Consider the following 19,806-nt stretch of genomic DNA (forward strand, 5'->3'; position numbering starts at 1 on the left):
GTTGACTTCGCTCGGTGCTCTGCAGATGGCGGTGGCAGAGATACCGGCGGGTCTGACGCTGGATAGATCGTCCATCGAACCGATGTGGGTCGCACCTTACATCTGGACTGCCCGTTTCGACGGAACGCGTATCGAGCTTTCGGGCTATGCCCCTGACGAGCCAAGCATCGCTCGCTTTCGCACGGCAGATTTGTCCGGGACGCCCTTGGCCACCGGGCTTTCACTTGCCTCCGGTGCACCCGAAAACTACGCTGATCTCAGCCTGTCACTGCTCGAACAATTGGCGTTGTTGGAAGAGGGCGAGGCCAGCATCATTGACGGTGTCGGTCGTCTCAGCGGCAGGCCGGCGACGGTGGAAATCGCCCAGGCGGTCACCAACCGGCTGTCCGGCAACGGCTCGATCGTGACGCTGGCTCCGCCACCCGTTGCTGATTACTGGGTGAGCGTATCGCGCCAGGCCAGCGGCATCCTGGTCTTCGATGGCTTTGTGCCTGATGAAGCAACGCGCGCGTCCCTGTCCGAGATCGATGGTGCCGACGTCAATTTCCTTAAACTCGGCAGCGGTGCGCCGGCGAGCTACCGGTCCGGGCTCGACTTCGCTCTATCGCTGCTAACGCATATTTCGGAAGGTCGCGTGAACTTATCCGGCGAGCGTCTTTCGATCACCGGGATCGCCAAATCTCCAACCGATTACGGGACTTTGCAGCAACTCGTTACTGCCGAACTTCCGCAAGGCATTCAAGTTGGGACGATGGATTTTGTCCCGCCTCGGGCAGCGCGCTACGAGTTTACGGCGACGCGGCAAGAGGATGGGGTGATTACCCTCACCGGCATGCTGCCGAATCCGGATGTCGAGCAACAGCTCTTGACCGCCGCCGGGTCCAAGGCATCGTCCCAGGTGGCTTACGCTTCCGGTGCGCCGAACAACTTTGCTTCCGCCTCGAGGCAGGCGCTCGATCTCCTGGCATTGCTCGATGAAGGCACCGTTCAGTTCGATGGCACGGGCTGGACGGTCAAAGGCATTCCCGGCTCCTCTATCGATCGCGGCGCTATCGAGACCGAATTTGCGGTCAATGGATTGGCCCAGGCAGGCTGGTCGTGGCAACTGGCCGAACCCGCCGCTACACCCGCCGCGGTGTCGCCCTATGTTTTCTCCGCGGAACGCCTGCCGGATGGCAGTTTCTTGTTTACTGGCAATGTACCGGCCCAGTCACTGCGCGACTATCTCGCCGTTCATGTCGAAAGCCGGGTGACCGATACGACAAAACTTTCTGCGGGCGCGCCGGAGCAGTTTGCGGGACAGGTTCGCAGCGCCGTAGACGCGCTTCTGGAGCTGGAAGAGGGCAAGGCGGTCTTTAACGGGCAACAGTGGACAGTTTCCGGCGTGGCCGAGAACGCCGAGAGGCGTGCCGCAAGTTTGGCGTTAGTCACACAAACACTTCCCCTCGGCGCGAGCCCGGCGATTTCCGCGCCGCAGCCCGAAGCCCCAAAACCGCCAGTAGCGCAGGCCGAACAGCCGCCCGTCCCGACCGAGACACCGGCAGCGCCCACCACGACGCCGGCCTTGCTGGCGCAATGCAAGGAGGAGGTCGCAGCGCTTTCCGCACGCAACGCCATCTTGTTTCAGTCCGGCGCCGCCATCATCGCGTCGAGCGCGGTGCCGGAGCTCGATGCCCTTGCACAGGCTGTCGCCATTTGTCCCGAGACCTCGGTCTATGTCGAAGGCCATACCGATAGCGATGGCGACGAGCAGAAGAACCTCGCGCTTTCGGTTGCCCGTGCCGAGGCCGTGGTCGGTGCTTTGATCGAGCGCGGGGTTGCGGCCGACCGTCTTTATGCCGTCGGTTACGGCGAGTCCCAGCCCGTCACAGCCAATGACACGGCAGACGGCAAGCGGCAAAACCGGCGCATCGTCGTCACCGTTCAGGACAAGAACAGCTAAGGCTGGTTCAATGGCTTGGTGGTCGACCCTTTGGTTTCTGATCGGCTTTTATTGGCCATACCTGTTGGTTGCTGCGTCTATCGGCATGGTCGTTGGCTGGCTCAGCCTGTCCAGAGCCGGAAGACCTGACACAACCAAATGATCCCGCTGAGCCACGTCATAGAAATCGGTCTGCTGATGCTTGCAGCCTACGTGGTCGGCTGCGCCACGGGCTATGCGGCTCGCCTGGCGTTGCGCCACTTGCTGAGACCAAGAGACACTTTAACGGCAAGCACACCCATCCCGGTTGCAGCTCCGCAATCCGCTGCACGGCGGCTCGCCCGGGTGGGAGCAGAAGAACAGCCGGCGATCAAGCTTCCGGCAGCGGCCGCTATTCGCAGGCCGCCAGAATTGCCAGGGCCGCGCCGCAACAAGCCGGATAATCTGAGGCTGATCAAAGGCATCGGGGCGAAAACGGAATCAGCATTGCAGGATCTGGGGATCTACCATTTTGATCAGATCGCCGAATGGCAGCCCGCGCATGTGGCCTGGCTCGAAGGCCGCATCGCCATCAAAGGCCGGATCGGACGCGAGCAGTGGGTCGAGCAGGCAACGCTTCTGGCGACGGCGCCGCGCTCAAACGCGGCCTAGGTTGCCGCAAGCCTCGAACTTGCTTCGTCCAGGAACCGTGCCACCGCCTCGACGTCTTCGATCTCATCGAACAGGGCAGGGGAGCCTTGCCCCATAATGGTAAGCGCCGTGGCGTCGGGACGGCGTCGCACCATCTCCTCGAAGGTCTCGCGGCGCACCTGGTCGGTAAGCTGCGTGCGCAGCAGCAAAAGCGGCGCCGAAGTCAGCGCATCGAAGAGCGGCCACTGCGGCGCCAGCACATCGTCAAAGCTGAAATCCTTGAGCCGGGCGATGAGCTTGTCGTCGAACAGCGGCCGCGCCCGCCCGCGCTTGTCGAACCAATGGCTGCGCGAAGCAAGCGGCGGCAGCAGGTTCTCGGGCAGGCCGGGATAGATGGCGGCGAGGATCTTGGTGAACCCGGCCATCACCGTCTTGCTGCCGCGAAGGCCGTGAAGGTGCGCAAGATTGTTGCGCAGCCGCACGATCGAACGCGAATCCGTCACCGGCCCTGCATCGAGCAGGATCGCGCCGCCAACCAGAAGCGGGTGCTCGGATGCGAGCGCCATGGCCACCTGTCCGCCATGCCCCTGGCCAAGAATGATCGCTCTGCCGATGCCGAGCGCCATCAGCATATCGGAAAGATCATGGGCGTCGGCGACAGAGCCATAATCGGCCTCCTTCGACCGGTCGTCTGCACGACCGCGACCGGCAAGGTCGATCAGCACAAGCGGCCAGTCTCCACGACCGACGCGGGGCAGGTAGTCGGCGAGACTGGTGAAATCCGACATGTTGCGGTTATAGCCCGGCACACAGACGAGCGGCATGCGTCCCGATCCGAAGTCGCCGCGGCGATGCACGGCGATGCGCGTCTTGGCGTCGCCCATGGTGATCCAGTCGACCGGCAGGTTTGCAAAGGCCAGGTGATCGGCGGGCACAATACGGCGGGCTGGGAAAACGGACTTCATGACCCCGTTTACCCGTCCGCGCAGGAGGGCCACAAGCCGTTTTGCTCACCTTGTGACGAAGCACGGTTGAAAGTATGGTGCACCCGTCCTGCGCCGCCCGGCCGGGGTCCATCCTGTCATGCAATATGCCGGCGCAAAGCCGGGTCTATCCGAGGAATACCGACAAATGCTGCGAGGTTCGATTACGGCACTCATCACCCCCATGCGCGACGGGGCCGTGGATGAGAAAGCCTTCGCCAGCTTTGTCGATTGGCAGATCACCGAGGGCACGCATGGCCTCGTGCCGGTGGGTACGACCGGCGAAAGCCCGACCGTCAGCCACGAGGAACATCATCGCGTCGTCGAGATCTGCATCGAGGTTGCCAATGGCCGCGTGCCGGTAATCGCCGGTGCCGGGTCGAACTCGACGGCCGAAGCCATTTCCCTCGCGCAACACGCCGAAAAGTCCGGTGCCGATGCCGTGCTCTCGGTTGTGCCTTATTACAACAAGCCGACCCAGGAAGGCCTGTTCCAGCATTTTTCCGCCGTCGCCAAGTCCGTCGGCATTCCGGTGATCCTTTATTCGGTGCCGGGTCGTACCGTTGCCGATCTCACCGTCGACACCATTGCCCGCCTGCACGAGGCGCACAGCAACATCATTGGCGTCAAGGATGCGACCGCCGATCTTGGTCGCGCCAGCCTGCAGCGGGCCAAGCTCGGCAAGGATTTCATCCTGCTTTCGGGTGAGGATATTACCGCTCTCGGCTTCAACGCCCATGGCGGCAATGGCTGTATCTCGGTGACGTCCAACGTTGCGCCGAAGCTCTGCTCGCAGATGCAGGAGCTTTCGCTGGCTGGCGACTTCAAGGGTGCGCTGGCGATCCAGGACAAGCTCGTCCACCTGCACAAGAACATCTTCATCGAGCCGAGCCCGGCCCCGGCCAAGTACGGCGCCAGCAAGCTTGGCCTTTGCGCCAACGAGCTGCGCCTCCCACTGGTGCCCGCTACCAAAGGCGCGGAAGAGGCCATGGACTTTGCAATGCACCATGCCGGTCTTATCTAAGACCCATGGCCACACCAAAGAACGACAAAGCAAAAAACGGATGGATCAGCCACGGCCTCGTGGCTGAGAACCGCCGCGCGCGTTTTGACTACGAGATCGGCGACACGCTGGAGGCCGGCATCGTCCTGACCGGCACCGAGGTCAAGTCGCTGCGCATGGGCAAGGCACAGATCGCCGAAGCCTATGCCTCGCCCGAAAAGGGCGAGCTGTGGCTGATCAACGCGCATATTCCCGAGTATCTTCAGGCCAATCGCTTCAATCACGAAGAAAAGCGCCCGCGCAAACTTCTTGTCAGCAAGAAGCAGCTGGCCAAGCTCGATCAGGAAGTCGCCCGCGCCGGCAACACCATCGTGCCGCTAAAGCTGTTCTTCAACGACCAGGGCCGCGCCAAGCTTCTTATCGGCCTCGGCAAGGGCAAGAAGAATTTCGACAAGCGCGCCACCAGCCGCGAGCGCGACTGGAACCGCGACAAGGCACGCATCATGAAAGAAGGCGGGCGCGGGTAGGGGGCAAAGCTTCCAAACACTCGATCCCACTCCCCCCTTGATGGGGAGGGTAGCGGCGCTTGGCTCGAAGAGCCTTAGCAAAGCTGGGTGGGAAGGGGCCACAAGCTGCCCCATACGATGATACCCACATTCCACTCCCGCGACTCAACCCCACCCTCATTCCCTCCCCCTCAAGGGGAGGGAGGCGCAGGCTACGGGCTTGGTGGTTGATCAAGCCTCGACGGGCTGCCGCACCACTTGCGGCCGTCCGGCCGTCTTTGCCAGATCCGCGACATCCATGAAGAAATCGGCCTGCCGCCGCAGGTCGTCGGAAATCATCGGCGTTGAGGTCGTGAGCGTCGAGACAACCGTCACACGCTTGCCCTTGCGCTGCATGGCGGCGACCAGGGCGGTGAAGTCGCCATCGCCGGAAAACAGCACCATGTGATCGAAGTAGGGGGACTGCTCGAGCGCGTCTACGGCCAGCTCGATGTCCATATTGCCCTTGACCTTGCGGCGGCCGGCAGCATCGGTGAATTCCTTGGCCGGCTTGGTCACCACCGTATAGCCATTGTAGTCGAGCCAATCGATCAGCGGGCGGATGGACGAGTATTCCTGATCCTCGACCAGTGCCGTGTAATAGTTGGCGCGCAGCATATAGGCCTTGCTGCTGAATTCGGTCAGCAGCTTGCGATAATCGATGTCGATGCCGACCGCCTTGGAAGTGGCGTAGAGGTTGGCGCCATCGATGAAGAGCGCGATCTTTTCGCGTGGATCAATTGCCATGATAAAAACTCCGAAGCGGGAAAAGCCCGCGAAAACGCACATACAGATTCAAAGTCTAACTTAAGTTCGGGTGTCGCATATTTTCGCTGCGGCGACAAGCGGCGTCATTGCGACGCAAATCGGCTGCAAAACTTGTCAAGGCCCCACACATGGTGTAGTGGGGGCCTTCATCCCCATCCATTTTGGAGACGTTCGTGGCACGCGTCACCGTTGAAGACTGCATTGAAAAGGTCGAGAACCGCTTCGACCTCGTCCTCATGGCCGCCCATCGCGCGCGCATGATTTCCTCCGGTGGCCAGATCACCGTTCCGCGCGACAACGACAAGAACCCCGTCGTTGCCTTGCGCGAAATCGGTGACGGCACCATTTCGCCGGAAGATCTGCGTGAAGACCTGATCCACTCGCTGCAGAAGTATGTGGAAGTCGACGAGCCGGAAGACACCGCCGCTCCGCTGATCGAAAGCGCCGGCGACGACGATTCGATCAACTTCGACACGATTAGCGAAGAAGAACTGCTGCGCGGCATCGAGAGCCTGGCTCCGCCGGAACGCCGCGACGACTAAAGCGTAAAATCGTGCTGCAGATGCATTAAGGGCGTCCGGTATGTGCCGGGCGCTCTTTTCTTTTTCCGATCAGGCGCTAAGCTTAATGTCCAGAAGCGGCGGCTACCTTCCATGATGCGACAGTACGAGCTTGTCGAACGCGTTCAGGCCTATAACCCGAACGCCGACGAAAATTTGTTGAATAAGGCCTATGTCTACGCCATGCAAAAGCATGGCTCAAAAACGCGCCTCCGGCGACCCCTATTTCAACCACCCGCTCGAAGTCGCCGCCATCCTCACCGAGCTCAAGCTCGACGACGCTTCGATCGCCGTCGGCCTCCTGCACGACACGATCGAAGATACCGACGCGACCCGATCCGAAATCGATCAGCTCTTTGGCGGCGAGATCGGCACCATTGTCGATGGCCTGACCAAGATCGAGCGCCTCAACCTCGTCAGCCGCGAGGAAGCGCAGGCTGAAAACCTCCGCAAGCTGCTGCTCGCCATCAGCCAGGACGTGCGGGTGTTGCTGGTCAAGCTGGCCGATCGCTTGCACAACATGCGCACGCTCCACTTCGTGCCGGCGGAGAAGCAGCGGCGCATCGCTCAGGAAACCATGGATATCTATGCCCCGCTTGCCGGGCGCATGGGTATGCAGGACATGCGCAACGAGCTCGAGGATTTGAGCTTCCGCATCCTTCAGCCCGAGCATTATCGCGCCATCACGGCGCGGCTCGAACAGCTGCAGCACGATTACAGCGAGACCATCGCCACCATCACCAACGAGCTGACCGAGCGGCTCGCCGAGGCCGGGATCGCGACCAACATCAAGGCGCGGGTCAAGTCGCCTTATTCGATCTTCTCCAAGATCGAGCGCAAGTCGATCGCGCTGGAACAGCTTTCCGACATGATCGGCTTCCGCGTCATCGTCGGCTCGCTGGCCCAGTGCTACCAGACCGTGGGCATCATCCACACCCAGTGGAAGGTCGTGCCCGGGCGCTTCAAGGACTATATCTCGGTCCCCAAGCACAACGATTATCAGTCGATCCATACCACGATCGTCGGGCCCAGCCGCCAGCGCGTCGAGCTGCAGATCCGCACCGAGGACATGGACCGCATCGCCGAATTCGGCATCGCCGCGCATGCGCTTTATAAGGACGGCGCCTCGGCCAATCTCGATCGCATCGAGACCGAATCGCAGGCCTATGGCTCCTTGCGGCAGACCATCAGCCACCTGACCTCGGGTATCGCCTCCGAAGATTTTCTCGAATACACCAAGCTCGAGCTCTTCCAGGACCAGGTCTTCTGCTTCACCCCGCGCGGGCGGCTGATCGCCCTTCCGCGCGGCGCGACGCCCATCGACTTTGCCTATGCGCTCCATACCGATATCGGCGACACCTGCGTTGGCGCCAAGATCAACGGCTTGATCCTGCCGCTCGTGACCCAGCTGCGCTCGGGCGACGAGGTCGAAATCCTTCGCGACCAGAACCATCGCCCGCCGAGCAACTGGATCGGCATCGCCGCCACCGGCAAGGCCCGCGCCGCCATCCGTCGTGCCGTGCGCCAGACGGCGACGCAGCGCGCCTTCGCCCTGGGCGAGCAGGTGCTCAACATGCTGCTCGAGCGCGAAGGCGTCATGCTCGACGACAGCGAGAGCAAGGCTTTGGCCGACGCGCTCGATCACCCCAACAAGCGCGACCTGATCATTGCCGTCGGTGAGGGCAAGATCGGCTCCGAGGCGCTTGGCAATGCGCTGGCCCAGGTCAAGGGTATACGTAAACGCCGCCGCAAGCTCGACCTGCCGGTCGCCGACACGGCCGACGGATGGTTTGCCCTCCGCGCCACCGACCAGTTCCGCTTCCGCGTTCCCGGCGGGCAAAAAGGTGGACCCAAGGCCAAGGCGGCGCTGGCGCAGCTCGATTTCCACACCCCCGTGACCCTGTCGGGGAGGGGGTCGTGCCGGGCGATCGCCTGGTCGGCATCCTTGAGCCCGACCGGCCGCTAACCGTTTTCCCGATCCATTCCGATGCCCTGATCGACATGCATGATGGCGATCTGGCCTGGGTCGACGTGCGCTGGAACCTGGCATCGGCCGACGACAAGCTCTACGCCACCGTGATTTCGATGGAATCGGTCAACAAGCCCGGCTCGCTGGCGCAGATCTCGTCGGCCATCGCCGCTTGCGATGCCAACATCAACAATCTGGTCATGCGCATGATTTCGCCGGACTTCCACCAGATGATCTTCGAAATCGAGGTTCGCGATCTTGCGCAGCTGACCGATGTCCTGCAAACGCTCAAGCGCAGCCCGGGCCTCTCCGCCGTCCAGCGCGCGGGCATTCGCGAAGCCTCGATGATTTCGACGCTCGAATGGGACGGCAGCGTCGATAGGAGTGCGCGCGGTGACTAAGGACGAAGTGCTGGATATTTTCCGCGAATGCGGGGCGATGCTCGAGGGTCACTTCATCCTCTCCTCGGGCCTGCGCTCGCCGGTCTTCCTGCAGAAGGCCAAGGTCTTTCAGTACGCCCAGCATACCGAAACCCTGTGCAAGGCCCTGGCAGAACGCATCCGCGCCGACGTTCCGGGTGTCACCAAGGTCGTGTCGCCGGCCATCGGCGGCATCATTCCCGGCTACGAAACCTCCCGGCACCTTGGTGTGCCTGCGCTCTACACCGAGCGCGTCGAAGGCCAGTTCGAGCTGCGCCGCGGTTTCGAGATCAGCCCGGACGACAAGGTCATCGTCGTCGAGGACATCGTCTCCACCGGCCTTTCCATCCGCGAATGCGTCGACGCCCTGCGTAAGATCGGCGCCAATGTCGTTGCCGCCGCCTGCCTCATCGACCGCTCGGGCGGCGAAGCCGATGTCGGCGTGCCGCTGATCTCGCTGATCGAGTTCAAGGTTCCGGCCTATCCTGCCGACCAGCTGCCACCGGAACTGGCCGCCATTCCTGCCGTCAAACCCGGCAGCCGCGGCATCCAGGGTGTGAAATGATCATTGGCCTCGGCTCCGACCTCATCCAGATCCACCGCATCGAGCAGACGCTGGCCAAATATGGCGAGCGCTTCACCCAGCGTTGCTTTACCGAGGTTGAGCAGAAGAAGTCCGACCGCCGGGCCCAGCGCGCGGCTTCCTATGCCAAGCGCTTCGCCGCCAAGGAGGCTTGCTCCAAGGCACTAGGCACCGGGATTTCCTGGGGCGTTTACTGGCGCGACATGGGCGTCGTAAACCTTCCCTCGGGCAAGCCGACCATGAAGTTGACCAATGGTGCGGCCAAAGCTTTGGCCCGCCTTGTTCCTGCCGGACACGAGGCCCATATCCACCTCACCATCACCGACGATGCCGGCCTCGCCCAGGCCTTCGTCATCATCGAAGCGCTGCCGGTAATTGACCGGACGGACGCAAACGCCTAACGCTTCGGCACCGCGAGAACCCGGAACCGCAATGACTCAGCCTGCCGACAAGCCCATCGCCAAGAAATCGGCTACCAACGAATGGGTCGAGACCTTCATTGTGGTCGTCGAAGCGCTGCTGATCGCCATCTTCCTGCGCTTCTTTTTCTACCAGCCCTTCTCGATCCCCACTGCATCCATGCAGCAGACGCTGATGATCGGTGACTACTTCGTCGCCAATAAATTCGTCTGGGGCTACGGCAAGCATTCCTTCTCGCTCGGCCGCTACGGCGATTTCGCGCTGCTCGATTTTGAACTGCCGATCTCGAACCGCATCTTCGGTCGCGAACCCAATCGCGGCGATGTCGCTGTGTTCCGCCCGGTGCCCCAGGACCAGGAATATATCAAGCGCGTCGTTGGCCTTCCGGGCGATCGCATCCAGGTCACGGCTGGCCGCCTTTATATCAACGGCACGATGGTGGAGCGCGAGGAAGTCGGCAAGGCGCTCGATACCGACAGCAACGGCGATACCCGCGAAGTCACGGTTTATCGCGAGACGTTCCCGGAAGGCACGACGCATATCATCCAGGAAATCGGCGATGATCTGCAGCTCGACAATACGCCCGAATATGTCGTTCCCGCCGGTCATTACTTCATGATGGGCGACAACCGCGATCGCTCGGCCGATAGCCGCGTGCTCAGCCAGGTCGGCTATGTCCCCGCCGTCAATCTCATCGCCAAGGCCGAAGCGCGCTTCTTCTCCATCAAGGACAACATCGCGCCCTGGCAGATCTGGCAGTGGCCCGCCAATGTGCGCTGGGACCGCATGTTCCAGGGCGTTTCCAGCGACCAGCCTTATGGCGGCACGGCAGCGCCGTGAGCCGGCGCGACAAAGGCTACGAAAAGCTCCAGTTCCGCCTCGGCTACCGCTTTGCCGATCTCGACCTGCTGGAGCGGGCGCTGACCCATTCCAGCGCTCTGGCTCCGGCCAAGCGCATCGAACGCTCCTACCAGCGCCTAGAATTTCTCGGCGACCGCGTCCTTGGCCTCGTGGTTGCCGAACTGCTCTACCGCCGCTTTCCCAAGTCCAACGAGGGTGAGCTGAGCCGCACGCTCAACACCCTCGTGCGCAAGGAAACCTGCGCCATTGTCGCTCGCCAGCTCGGTCTCGGACCTGAAATGATCCTGGGCGAAAGCGAAGCGCGCTCGGGCGGCGCCGAAAAGGAAGCGATCCTCGGCGACGTCACCGAAGCGGTAATCGGCGCCATCTTCCTCGATGGCGGGCTCGAACCGGCCCGCACCTTTATCGAGACCAATTTCGAAGACATCCTCCACGACGGCCAGGCCAACCGCGCCGACGCCAAGACCACGCTCCAGGAATGGGGCCAGGCCAAGGGTCTCGAACCACCCAATTACGTTCTGGTCGAGCGCACCGGCCCGGACCATGCTCCCGAATTCACCATCGCCGTAGAGCTCGCCGGCTTCCCCCGCGTCGAAGCCACCGGCAGCTCCAAGCGCATCGCCGAACACAAGGCCGCCGAACGCTTCCTCGTCGAGCAAAAGGTGTGGAAGGACGAAAAATGAACACACCCATCGAGCTTTCCGACACCTCCTGCGGCTTCATCGCTCTCGTCGGCGCACCCAATGCGGGCAAGTCAACGCTGCTTAATTCGCTTGTCGGAACGAAAGTGTCGATCGTCACCCACAAGGCGCAGACCACAAGGTCGCAGGTGCGCGGCGTCCTGACGCTGGATAAGGCGCAGCTCGTCTTCATCGATACGCCCGGCATCTTCCAGCCCAAAAAGCGGCTCGAACGCGCCATGGTCGAAAATGCCTGGGGCGGGGCAGGGGACGCGGACCTCGTCGCCTTTTTGATCGATGCCGACAGGGGCATAACGCCCGACATTGAATCCCTGCTTGAGGGGCTCGAAAACATCACGCACCCCAAAGTGCTGATCATCAACAAGATCGACACCGTCAAGAACGAAAGCCTCTTGGCGCTATCTCAGAAGCTGAACGAGCGCCTGCGCTTTGAAGCGACCTTCATGCTTTCGGCGCTCAAGGGTTTTGGCGTTCCCGACTTCATCGACTGGTGCGTCAAGCACGTGCCGCCCGGTCCCTGGCACTTCCCGGAAGATCACCTCACCGATCTCACCATGGCCATCACCGCCGCCGAGATCACGCGCGAAAAGCTCTTCCTGCGCGTCCACGACGAAATCCCCTACAACGCCACGGTCGAAACTGAGAGCTTCAAGATCCAGAAGGATGGCTCCTACAAGATCGACCAGGTCGTCTACGTCACCCGCGACAGCCACAAGAAGATCGTGCTCGGTGCCGGCGGCCAGACCATCAAGGCCATCGGCCAGGAAGCCCGCAAGGAACTGATGGAAATGTACGAGGTGCCGATCCACCTCTTCCTTTTCGTCAAGGTGCGGGAAAAGTGGGCGGAAGATCCGGAGCGCTACCGCGAAATGGGCCTCGAATTTCCGCACGGGAAAAGCTGACGTCCATGCCCGCCTGGCTCGATCGCGCAAAGCTTTGGGCCCGCGCCATCAAGCGCGACGTCATCGCCATCTGGCTTGCCGCAAAGGATACCCGGACGCCATGGCCCGCGCGTATCCTCGCGGCTTGCGTGGCCGCCTATGCGCTCTCGCCGATCGACCTGATCCCCGATTTCGTGCCGGTCCTTGGCTATCTCGATGATCTTCTGATCGTCCCCCTGGGGATTCTCGCGGTGGTCGCCCTGATACCCCCAGCCTCATGGCCGATTATCGTGCCGCCGCTAGCGTCATTGCCGCCAAGCCGACGAGCAGGGTGGGGCTGATCGTCATCGTCCTGCTCTGGCTGCTGCTGGCGCTCTGGTGCGTGGCGGCCTTCACCAATCTCCTCTGATGGAATGGACCGGTGAAGCGCTGCTGATCGGCGTCCGCCGCCATGGCGAAACCAGCCTCATCGCCGAGGCCATGGTTGCCGGCCGCGGCCGCTCGCTCGGTCTCGTGCGCGGCGGCCGCTCCCCAAAATTGGCCGCAACGCTCCAGCCCGGCAACACCGTCCAGCTCACCTGGCGTGCCCGGCTCGAAGATCATCTGGGCATCTTCACCGTAGAAATGCTGCAGGCGCGCGCCGCCGCCCTGATCGCCGATCGCAAGCGCCTTTACCTCGCCCAGCTCGTTTGCGAACACCTGCGCCTGCTCCCCGAGCGCGATCCGCACGACCGGCTGCTGGGCATGGCGCTGTCCTTGCTCGATCACGATCCCGATGGCGCCACGCTCGCCCGCTTCGAACTGACCCTCCTCGACGAACTCGGCTTCGGCCTCGATCTTTCAAGCTGCGCCTCGACGGGCGTGACCGAGGACCTCACCCACGTCTCGCCCCGATCCGGCCGCGCGGTTTCGCGCGCCGCGGCCCAACCCTATCTCGACCGCCTCCTCGCGCTCCCGAGCTTCCTCACCGCCCGCGGCAATGCCAGTCCAGACGACCTCCGCGCCGCCTTTCGCCTTACGGGCCATTTCCTCGACATGCACCTCTGGTCCGCCAGGGGCATCGAGCACCCACCGACGCGCGAGCCGCTGATCGATATGCTGACGGAGGACGAGACACCCCCTTCCGAGCGCCGCTAGGCTCCTGCGTCGCCAAGCTCTGCTTGCCTTCCCCTCTGAGGGGAAGGTAAGTCCTGTGCGTGGTTGCCCATTGCGTCCACCCTCCCCTCAGAGGGGAGGGTACCGAAGCTTAGCCGCAAGGCTTAGCGCAGGTAGGGAGGGGGCGCGATATCTCCGCTTCACTCCATAACCCGTGCAAAACCGCCAAAATCTGCGCGTTTCGCTCCCCAGCTGCTATACTTTGCTCCTGATTCGTTCTCCTTGCGGAGCCGCCCATGTCCGATGCCGAAACCATTCAGCCGCCCGACGATCAGCGCATTGTTGATCTCAAGCAGGCGCTCGAAGAGCGGTATCTGAGCTATGCGCTCTCGACCATCACCCAGCGCGCGCTGCCCGATGCACGCGATGGTCTCAAGCCCGTGCATCGCCGCATTCTTCACGCCATGCGCCTGCTGCGGCTCGATCCGAATCAGGGCTATAAAAAGAGCGCCCGCATCGTCGGCGACGTGATCGGCAAATTCCACCCGCACGGCGACCAGTCGATCTATGACGCGCTGGTGCGCCTCGCCCAGGATTTTGCGCTGCGCTACCCGCTGGTGGATGGCCAGGGCAATTTCGGCAATATCGACGGCGATAGCCCCGCCGCCATGCGCTACACCGAATCGCGCATGACCGAGGTGGCGACGCGGCTGCTCGAGGGCATTACCGAGAACGCCATCGACTTCAAAGCCACCTATGACGGCGAAGACGAAGAGCCGATCGTCCTGCCGTCGAATTTTCCCAACCTTTTGGCCAATGGCTCGACCGGCATCGCCGTCGGCATGGCGACCTCGGTGCCGCCGCACAATCTCGTTGAGCTCTGCAACGCTGCGCTGAAGCTGATCCACAATCCCGCGGCAACGACCGAGGAACTGATCCACCCCGATCCGTCCGCGCCACCCAGCATGGACGACCTGGTGCGCGGTCCCGATTTTCCGACCGGCGGACAGCTGGTGGAGGGCCGTTCCTCGATCGTTCATTCCTATGAGACCGGCCGCGGCTCGTTCCGCCTCCGGGCCGTCTGGAACAAGGAAGACAAGGGCCGCGGCGTCTATCAGATCGTCGTCACGCAGATCCCCTATGGCGTGCCCAAGGCCCGGCTGGTGGAAAAGATCGCCGAACTGCTGCTGGCCAAGAAACTGCCCTTGCTTAAGGACGTGCGCGACGAAAGCGCCGACGACATCCGCCTTGTGCTCGAGCCCCGCGCCGGCACGGTCGACGCGGTGATCCTGATGGAGCAGCTGTTCAAGCTAACCGAGCTCGAAATCCGCTTCCCGCTCAATCTCAACGTGCTTGACCGGGGCACGGTGCCGCGCGTCATGAGCCTCGCCGATGCGTTGCGCGCCTGGCTCGACCACCGCAAGATCGTGCTCGTCCGCCGCAGCCAGCACCGCCTGGAGCAGATCGCCGGGCGCCTCGAAGTGCTCGAAGGCTATATCATCGCCTACCTCAACCTCGATGAGGTGATCCGCATCATCCGCGAGGAGGATGATGCCAAGGCGTCGCTGATGGCGACCTTCTCGCTGACCGACAATCAGGCCGAAGCCATCCTCAACATGCGCCTGCGCTCTTTGCGCAAGCTCGAGGAGATCGAGCTCCGCCAGGAGCACAAGAACCTCACCACCGAAAAGGGCAAGCTCGAAGCGCTGCTGGCTTCCGACAAGCGTCAGTGGGGCGAGATCGCCAAGCAGGTCGAGGGGCTGAAGAAAGCCTATCCGCTATTCGAAGCCGATGGCGAAACGCTCCATCCGCTTGGCGCCCGCCGCTCGCTCTTCGGTGCCGTACCCAGCGCCGACGCGGCCGAAGTCAGCGAAGCGTTCATCGAACGCGAACCGATCACCGTCGTGCTTTCGGAAAAAGGCTGGATCCGCGCGCCGCGCGGTCACAATGCGCCGATCGACGAGAAGGGGTTCAAGACCGGCGACCGGCTGCGGCTGTCGATCAATTGCGAAACCACCGACAAGCTCCTGATGCTGACCACCGGCGGCAAGGTCTACACCATCGGTGCCGACAAGCTGCCCGGAGGCCGCGGGCAGGGCGAGCCGGTGCGCATCATCGTCGATATCGAAGAGGGTCAGGACATCGTCGACCTCTTCGTTTATCGCCCGGGCAAGACGCGGATCATCGCCGCCTCCAATGGCTATGGCTTCCGCGTGCCCGAGGACGATCTCATCGCCAACACGCGCAAGGGCAAGCAGATCCTCAACGTTTCGCTCCCCGACGAAGCGCGTCTGATCGTGCCGGGCGAGGGTGACCGCGTCGCCATCATCGGACAGAACCGCAAGCTCCTCGTCTTCCCCATGGCCCAGCTTGCCACCATGACCCGCGGCAAGGGCGTGCGCCTCCAGCGCTACAAGGATGGCGGCACGTCCGACATCAAGGCTTTTATGCGGCCGACGGCCTCACCTGGACCGACTCATCCGGCCGAACCTATTCCAAGCCGACCGAGGAACTGACCGACTGGCTGAGCGACCGCGCCACTGCCGGCCGCCAGCCACCAACGGGGTTCCCCAAGAACAACAAGTTCCGCGGCTAAGGGATTCAAAGGGAACAACAATGATCCGACACTGCGTCTTCGTCCGCTTCCGTGCCGATGTTCCTGAAACCGAGCGCAACGAAATCTACGCCGATCTCGCTGCCCTCAGGAACGTCGTCGATGGCTTCCTTGCCATCAGCTACGGCGCCAATGTGTCTCCCGAAGGCCTGCATCAGGGATTTCGCGATGGCTTCACCATGGACTTCGTCGACGAAGCCGCCCGCGACGCCTACCTCGTCCATCCCGCGCACAAGGCAACGGGCGGGCGCCTCCTCGCCGCACTCGAAGGCGGTCGCGACGGGCTGATCGTGTTCGATTTGGTGGTCTAGGACTAATCTCACAGTAGACCTCATCCTGAGCCTGTCGAAGGACGAGGTCGTGGCACCATTTGAGTGCCCGACCTCGTGGTTCGACGGGCTCACCATGATGCCTCAGGAAGAGACGTCTTAATCTCGCAGTTGCGCCCAGCCCAGCGACCCGCGCTGCACTTCAAGCGGTTGGTAGTCCGCCTTGTACGCCATTTTGGGCGAATCCTTCACCCAATAGCCGAGATAGACATAGTCCAGAGCCGCTGACCGCACCTGGTGGATGTGGTCGAGGATCAGGTACGTCCCCATGCTGCGATGGGCGAGGTCGGGGTCGTAAAAGGAATAAACCATCGAAAGCCCATCGGGCAGCACGTCGGTAAGCGCCACGGCCACCAGCGGCTGGTGGGGCAGGCCGGTGAGCCGATACTCCACCAGCACCGAATGCACCGGCGTGTCCTCGACCATGTATTCATAGTCCTGGTAGCTCATCTGCGTCATGCCGCCGCCATAGTGGCGGGCATCGAGATAGCGCTTGAAGAGCTCGTATTGCTCGGCCGTGGCCACTGCGGGCTGCACCGAGACGCTGATGTCGGAATTGTTGCGCAGCACGCGCCGGAAGCGTTTGTTGGGCTCAAATTCGCCGGCGATGATCCGAACCGATTGGCAGGCATTGCAGCCTTCGCAGGCCGGACGGTAGATCAGGTTCTGGCTGCGGCGGAAACCGTTGTCGCTCAACAGCTGATGCAGCATGGATGCGCGCCGGCCGCTGAGATGGGTGAAAAGCTTCCGCTCCATCTTGCCCGGCAGGTAGGGGCAAGGCATGGCCGCCGTCAAAAAAGCTGGGTGGTTTCCGGTGTCTGGTCGGTCATCCAGGACCTGTCAAAAGCTTGGGCGACGAATGTAGCGCGCTCGCCCCTTTGCTACAACGGCCCAAACGCCCTCTTGATCCATCACCCACGCCGCTGCCAGCGCCGAACCATCGGCGATCGGCGCACCATCAGCGTGCCCATGATCAGGTCATGGATCATCTGCCGGCGCGGGGTGAACAGCGCGAAAAGAATGGTGATCGGCCAGGAAATCCAGAACGTCAGCCAGAACAAGGCCGCGTGGAAAATTGCCATCCAGCCATCGAGCGGCTGGCCGCGCGTGGGCGTGAGGACAATGTCCATTACCTGCATGCCAACTGTGGCGCGGCGTGGGGAGCCGAGCGTCACGCCGTAATAAACGACAACCGCTGCCGGGATCACGAAGACCATGGCCACAAGCCCGAGCCCAAAGGTCAAAAGGCCAAAGATCAGTCCGGCCACCCCGAAGACCAGCGACAAGACGCCGATCAGCACCAGATCAATCAGGTAGGCACCGACGCGTCTCGAAAGCAGGCCGTCGAAAAGTTCGGGCGCCGTTGCGGGATCGGGAAGGTAGGGGCGGTCGACGAATTCCTGGTTCATGGGTGAGAAATTAGGACGATCGGGCCCCAGCACAAGAGCCTGGCCGCAAAACTTGCGCGGCCGGTGCGCGATTGCTCTATCGTGAGGGCATCATGTTTGCGAATCGCCTTGGCGATCGCCCCTCCGGACCACGCCATGCCTCCCGCCACCACAGCGCCCGCACCGCTGACTCATCAGCCCTTGCGCGGTCTTGTCTGCGTCCTCGGCGCGACCCTGCTTTTTGCCTACAACGACACCACCAACAAGCTTCTGATCGCCGACTACAACGTGCCCCTGGTTACTGCCATCCGCTACATCAGCCATTGCCTGCTGATGCTGGCGCTGGTGGCGCCCTTCCAGGGCCGAGAGATGGTGCGCACGGTTCGCACGCGACTGGTGATCGTTCGGGCCGCCAGCCTTGCCTTCGGCTCGTTCCTCATCAGCCTCGCCTTCCAGCGCATGCCGGTGCCCGAAACTACGGCCATCGCTTATCTTTGCCCGGTTCTCGTCGTGGTGCTGTCGGGCCCCATCCTGCGCGAAAAAGTCCAGCCCGTGGCCTGGATCGCAGCGCTTGTGGGGTTCAGCGGGGTCTTGCTGATAGCCCGTCCCGGCGGCGGGCTCGATCCGCTGGGCGTGATATTCGCGCTCGGCAACGTGATCGTTGCCACGTCCTACAATCTGCTCTCCCGCGTCCTCGCCCACACCGAACGCACCATGGCCATGCTGTTCTATTCGGCCCTGGTCGGAGCAATCGGTTTTGGCATCTTCCTGCCCTGGACGCTTTACGGCGTGGCGCCCACCCAGCTGCAGCTGGCGCTGTTCGCAAGCCTGGGCGTTTCCGCCTGGCTCGGCCATTACCTTTTCACCCAGTCCTATCGCTATGCGCCGGCCGCGCTGATTGCGCCGATGACCTACGTGCACCTTCTGTGGGCCGGGCTCCTGGGCTGGTTCGTCTTCGGCCACGCCCCCGAGCCCATTGCCATCGGCGGCATGCTCTTGGTCGCATTGGCCGGCATCATCAGCGCCGTCCGCCCCCGCAAGGGCCAGCGCCCGGCGCAGCTAGCGTCGGAAGATGGCCTTACGGAAAAAGCTGGCTAGCGGCCGAGCTTTCGCGCCATCTCCAGCGCATAATAGGTCAGGATGCCATTGGCGCCGGCGCGCTTGAAGGCCCAGAGGCTTTCCAGCACCGCCGCATCGCGGTTGATCGCGCCGGCAGCCCCGGCCAGCTCGATCATCGCGTATTCGCCGCTGACCTGATAGGCATAGATGGGGACGTTGAACGCATCCTTGGCCCGCCGGATGATGTCGAGATAGGGCAGGCCGGGCTTGACCATGATGCTGTCGGCGCCTTCCTCGATGTCCTGCGCGATCTCGCGCAGAGCTTCGTCGGAATTGGCGTAGTCCATCTGGTACGTTCGCTTGTCGCCCCGCAACCGGCTGCCGGAGCCCACCGCTTCGCGGAACGGACCATAAAAGCACGAGGCATATTTGGCCGCGTAGCTCATGATCTGCACATGCTCGAAGCCTTCGGCATCGAGCGCGTCGCGGATTGCAGCAACCCGCCCGTCCATCATGTCCGACGGCGCGATGATGTCTGCGCCCGCCCGCGCCTGCACCAGCGCGGATTTGACCATGGCCGCAATTGTTTCGTCATTGAGGATGACGCCATCGCGCACCAGCCCGTCCTGGCCATCGCTCGAATATTCATCCAGCGCAACGTCGGCGATGAGCCCGATTTCCGGCACCGCCGCCTTGATCGCCGCGAGCGCCCGGCACATCAGATTGTCCGGATTGTAGGCCTCGGCGCCATTCTCCGACCGCAGGTGATCCGGCGTGTTGGGGAAAATCGCAAGGGCAGGGATGCCCGCGTCACGCGCAGCCTTGGCGGCCTCTACCATGAGGTCGACACTCAAGCGCTCGACACCGGGCATGGTGCGGATCGCCGTGCGCTCGTTCTGCCCCTCGATCACGAAAAGCGGCCAGATCAGGTCGCGCGGCAACAGCTCGGTTTCGCGCATCATCGCGCGGCTCCACTCCGTCTGCCGCATCCGCCGCAGCCGGCGCCCGCCAAGAAAGCTCATGTCGTGCTTGGGCCAATCAGTGCTCATCGGGCGTCTCCTTGTCGCCGCCTGATTA

Annotated in this window: 18 protein-coding genes and 3 pseudogenes; 16 read left to right on the top strand and 5 right to left on the bottom strand. The window is 62.6% G+C overall.

The window, feature by feature from the left end:
- Position 1: 1 nt before the first annotated feature.
- Positions 2–1,942 (top strand): OmpA family protein, encoded by a 1,941-nt coding sequence (locus G5575_RS16500; RefSeq protein WP_164535276.1) that lies wholly within the window; start codon positions 2–4, stop codon positions 1,940–1,942.
- A gap of 138 nt (positions 1,943–2,080) precedes the next feature.
- Positions 2,081–2,572: a hypothetical protein gene (locus G5575_RS16505; RefSeq protein WP_164535277.1), complete on the top strand. Its 492-nt coding sequence runs from the start codon at positions 2,081–2,083 to the stop codon at positions 2,570–2,572.
- Here the strand turns inward: G5575_RS16505 and G5575_RS16510 are convergent.
- On the bottom strand, positions 2,569–3,516 hold the full coding sequence (locus G5575_RS16510) for an alpha/beta hydrolase (protein ID WP_164535278.1): 948 nt from the start codon (positions 3,514–3,516) through the stop codon (positions 2,569–2,571). The genes G5575_RS16505 and G5575_RS16510 overlap by 4 nt on opposite strands.
- A gap of 166 nt (positions 3,517–3,682) precedes the next feature.
- Between G5575_RS16510 and dapA the strand changes: the two genes are divergently transcribed.
- A complete protein-coding gene (dapA, locus tag G5575_RS16515; protein WP_164535279.1) occupies positions 3,683–4,558 on the top strand; it encodes a 4-hydroxy-tetrahydrodipicolinate synthase in 876 nt (291 codons plus the stop codon).
- Positions 4,559–4,563: 5 nt separating this feature from the next.
- Complete coding sequence (smpB, locus tag G5575_RS16520) at positions 4,564–5,064, top strand: SsrA-binding protein SmpB (protein WP_164535280.1); 501 nt, start codon at positions 4,564–4,566, stop codon at positions 5,062–5,064.
- Between the two features lie 210 nt (positions 5,065–5,274).
- Here the strand turns inward: smpB and G5575_RS16525 are convergent, their stop codons facing one another.
- Positions 5,275–5,829, bottom strand: a complete 555-nt coding sequence (locus tag G5575_RS16525; RefSeq protein WP_164535281.1) for a LabA-like NYN domain-containing protein — start codon at positions 5,827–5,829, stop codon at positions 5,275–5,277.
- A 194-nt stretch (positions 5,830–6,023) separates the two neighbouring features.
- Here G5575_RS16525 and rpoZ point away from each other — a divergent pair, with 194 nt between their 5' ends.
- From rpoZ to G5575_RS16580, 11 genes and pseudogenes are all read left to right on the top strand, one after another.
- Positions 6,024–6,392: a DNA-directed RNA polymerase subunit omega gene (gene rpoZ, locus G5575_RS16530; RefSeq protein WP_164535282.1), complete on the top strand. Its 369-nt coding sequence runs from the start codon at positions 6,024–6,026 to the stop codon at positions 6,390–6,392.
- Positions 6,393–6,503: 111 nt separating this feature from the next.
- Positions 6,504–8,780, top strand: a pseudogene (locus tag G5575_RS16535) (RelA/SpoT family protein).
- Positions 8,773–9,363 carry an orotate phosphoribosyltransferase gene (gene pyrE / locus G5575_RS16540; RefSeq protein WP_164535283.1) on the top strand — a complete coding sequence of 197 codons (591 nt, stop codon included), beginning with the start codon at positions 8,773–8,775 and terminating at the stop codon, positions 9,361–9,363. Before G5575_RS16535 ends, pyrE begins: the two are co-directional and overlap by 8 nt.
- Positions 9,360–9,782 carry a holo-ACP synthase gene (acpS, locus tag G5575_RS16545; protein ID WP_164535284.1) on the top strand — a complete coding sequence of 141 codons (423 nt, stop codon included), beginning with the start codon at positions 9,360–9,362 and terminating at the stop codon, positions 9,780–9,782. Before pyrE ends, acpS begins: the two co-directional genes overlap by 4 nt.
- 31 nt (positions 9,783–9,813) lie before the next feature.
- Entirely contained in the window at positions 9,814–10,641 is an 828-nt protein-coding gene (lepB, locus tag G5575_RS16550) for a signal peptidase I (RefSeq protein ID WP_164535285.1), read from the top strand.
- Positions 10,638–11,345 (top strand): ribonuclease III, encoded by a 708-nt coding sequence (gene rnc / locus G5575_RS16555; RefSeq protein WP_164535286.1) that lies wholly within the window; start codon positions 10,638–10,640, stop codon positions 11,343–11,345. The genes lepB and rnc overlap by 4 nt, the downstream gene beginning before the upstream one ends.
- Positions 11,342–12,265, top strand: a complete 924-nt coding sequence (era, locus tag G5575_RS16560; protein WP_164535287.1) for a GTPase Era — start codon at positions 11,342–11,344, stop codon at positions 12,263–12,265. Before rnc ends, era begins: the two co-directional genes overlap by 4 nt.
- A gap of 5 nt (positions 12,266–12,270) precedes the next feature.
- Positions 12,271–12,653: pseudogene (locus G5575_RS16565) on the top strand (YkvA family protein).
- Positions 12,623–13,381, top strand: coding sequence for a DNA repair protein RecO (gene recO / locus G5575_RS16570; RefSeq protein WP_328766417.1), 759 nt, complete (start codon positions 12,623–12,625; stop codon positions 13,379–13,381). Before G5575_RS16565 ends, recO begins: the two are co-directional and overlap by 31 nt.
- A gap of 254 nt (positions 13,382–13,635) precedes the next feature.
- Positions 13,636–15,935 (top strand): annotated as a pseudogene (gene parC, locus G5575_RS16575) (DNA topoisomerase IV subunit A).
- Positions 15,936–15,955: 20 nt separating this feature from the next.
- Positions 15,956–16,264, top strand: coding sequence for a Dabb family protein (locus G5575_RS16580; protein WP_164535289.1), 309 nt, complete (start codon positions 15,956–15,958; stop codon positions 16,262–16,264).
- A gap of 117 nt (positions 16,265–16,381) precedes the next feature.
- Here the strand turns inward: G5575_RS16580 and G5575_RS16585 are convergent, their stop codons facing one another.
- Together G5575_RS16585 and G5575_RS16590 are read right to left on the bottom strand one after the other, a co-directional pair.
- Positions 16,382–17,065: an arginyltransferase gene (locus G5575_RS16585; RefSeq protein WP_164535290.1), complete on the bottom strand. Its 684-nt coding sequence runs from the start codon at positions 17,063–17,065 to the stop codon at positions 16,382–16,384.
- Between the two features lie 128 nt (positions 17,066–17,193).
- On the bottom strand, positions 17,194–17,691 hold the full coding sequence (locus tag G5575_RS16590) for an RDD family protein (protein ID WP_164535291.1): 498 nt from the start codon (positions 17,689–17,691) through the stop codon (positions 17,194–17,196).
- Positions 17,692–17,826: 135 nt separating this feature from the next.
- On the opposite strand from G5575_RS16590, the gene G5575_RS16595 reads away from it, so the two are divergent.
- Positions 17,827–18,768, top strand: a complete 942-nt coding sequence (locus G5575_RS16595; protein WP_164535292.1) for a DMT family transporter — start codon at positions 17,827–17,829, stop codon at positions 18,766–18,768.
- Here the strand turns inward: G5575_RS16595 and hemB are convergent.
- Positions 18,765–19,778 (bottom strand): porphobilinogen synthase, encoded by a 1,014-nt coding sequence (gene hemB / locus G5575_RS16600; protein WP_207633212.1) that lies wholly within the window; start codon positions 19,776–19,778, stop codon positions 18,765–18,767. The genes G5575_RS16595 and hemB overlap by 4 nt on opposite strands.
- Positions 19,779–19,806: the final 28 nt, after the last annotated feature.

This window comes from Devosia aurantiaca, from assembly GCF_011058215.1.
Classification (GTDB): Bacteria; Pseudomonadota; Alphaproteobacteria; order Rhizobiales; family Devosiaceae; genus Devosia; species Devosia aurantiaca.

Bases quoted from the DNA above. Each gene is read 5' to 3' on its own strand.
- G5575_RS16505 (WP_164535277.1), top strand. From the start codon at position 2,081: ATGATCCCGCTGAGCCACGTCATAGAAATCGGTCTGCTGATGCTTGCA.
- G5575_RS16510 (WP_164535278.1), bottom strand. From the start codon at position 3,516: ATGAAGTCCGTTTTCCCAGCCCGCCGTATTGTGCCCGCCGATCACCTG.
- dapA (WP_164535279.1), top strand. From the start codon at position 3,683: ATGCTGCGAGGTTCGATTACGGCACTCATCACCCCCATGCGCGACGGG.
- smpB (WP_164535280.1), top strand. From the start codon at position 4,564: ATGGCCACACCAAAGAACGACAAAGCAAAAAACGGATGGATCAGCCAC.
- G5575_RS16525 (WP_164535281.1), bottom strand. From the start codon at position 5,829: ATGGCAATTGATCCACGCGAAAAGATCGCGCTCTTCATCGATGGCGCC.
- acpS (WP_164535284.1), top strand. From the start codon at position 9,360: ATGATCATTGGCCTCGGCTCCGACCTCATCCAGATCCACCGCATCGAG.
- lepB (WP_164535285.1), top strand. From the start codon at position 9,814: ATGACTCAGCCTGCCGACAAGCCCATCGCCAAGAAATCGGCTACCAAC.
- era (WP_164535287.1), top strand. From the start codon at position 11,342: ATGAACACACCCATCGAGCTTTCCGACACCTCCTGCGGCTTCATCGCT.
- G5575_RS16580 (WP_164535289.1), top strand. From the start codon at position 15,956: ATGATCCGACACTGCGTCTTCGTCCGCTTCCGTGCCGATGTTCCTGAA.
- G5575_RS16585 (WP_164535290.1), bottom strand. From the start codon at position 17,065: ATGCCTTGCCCCTACCTGCCGGGCAAGATGGAGCGGAAGCTTTTCACC.
- G5575_RS16590 (WP_164535291.1), bottom strand. From the start codon at position 17,691: ATGAACCAGGAATTCGTCGACCGCCCCTACCTTCCCGATCCCGCAACG.
- G5575_RS16595 (WP_164535292.1), top strand. From the start codon at position 17,827: ATGCCTCCCGCCACCACAGCGCCCGCACCGCTGACTCATCAGCCCTTG.
- hemB (WP_207633212.1), bottom strand. From the start codon at position 19,778: ATGAGCACTGATTGGCCCAAGCACGACATGAGCTTTCTTGGCGGGCGC.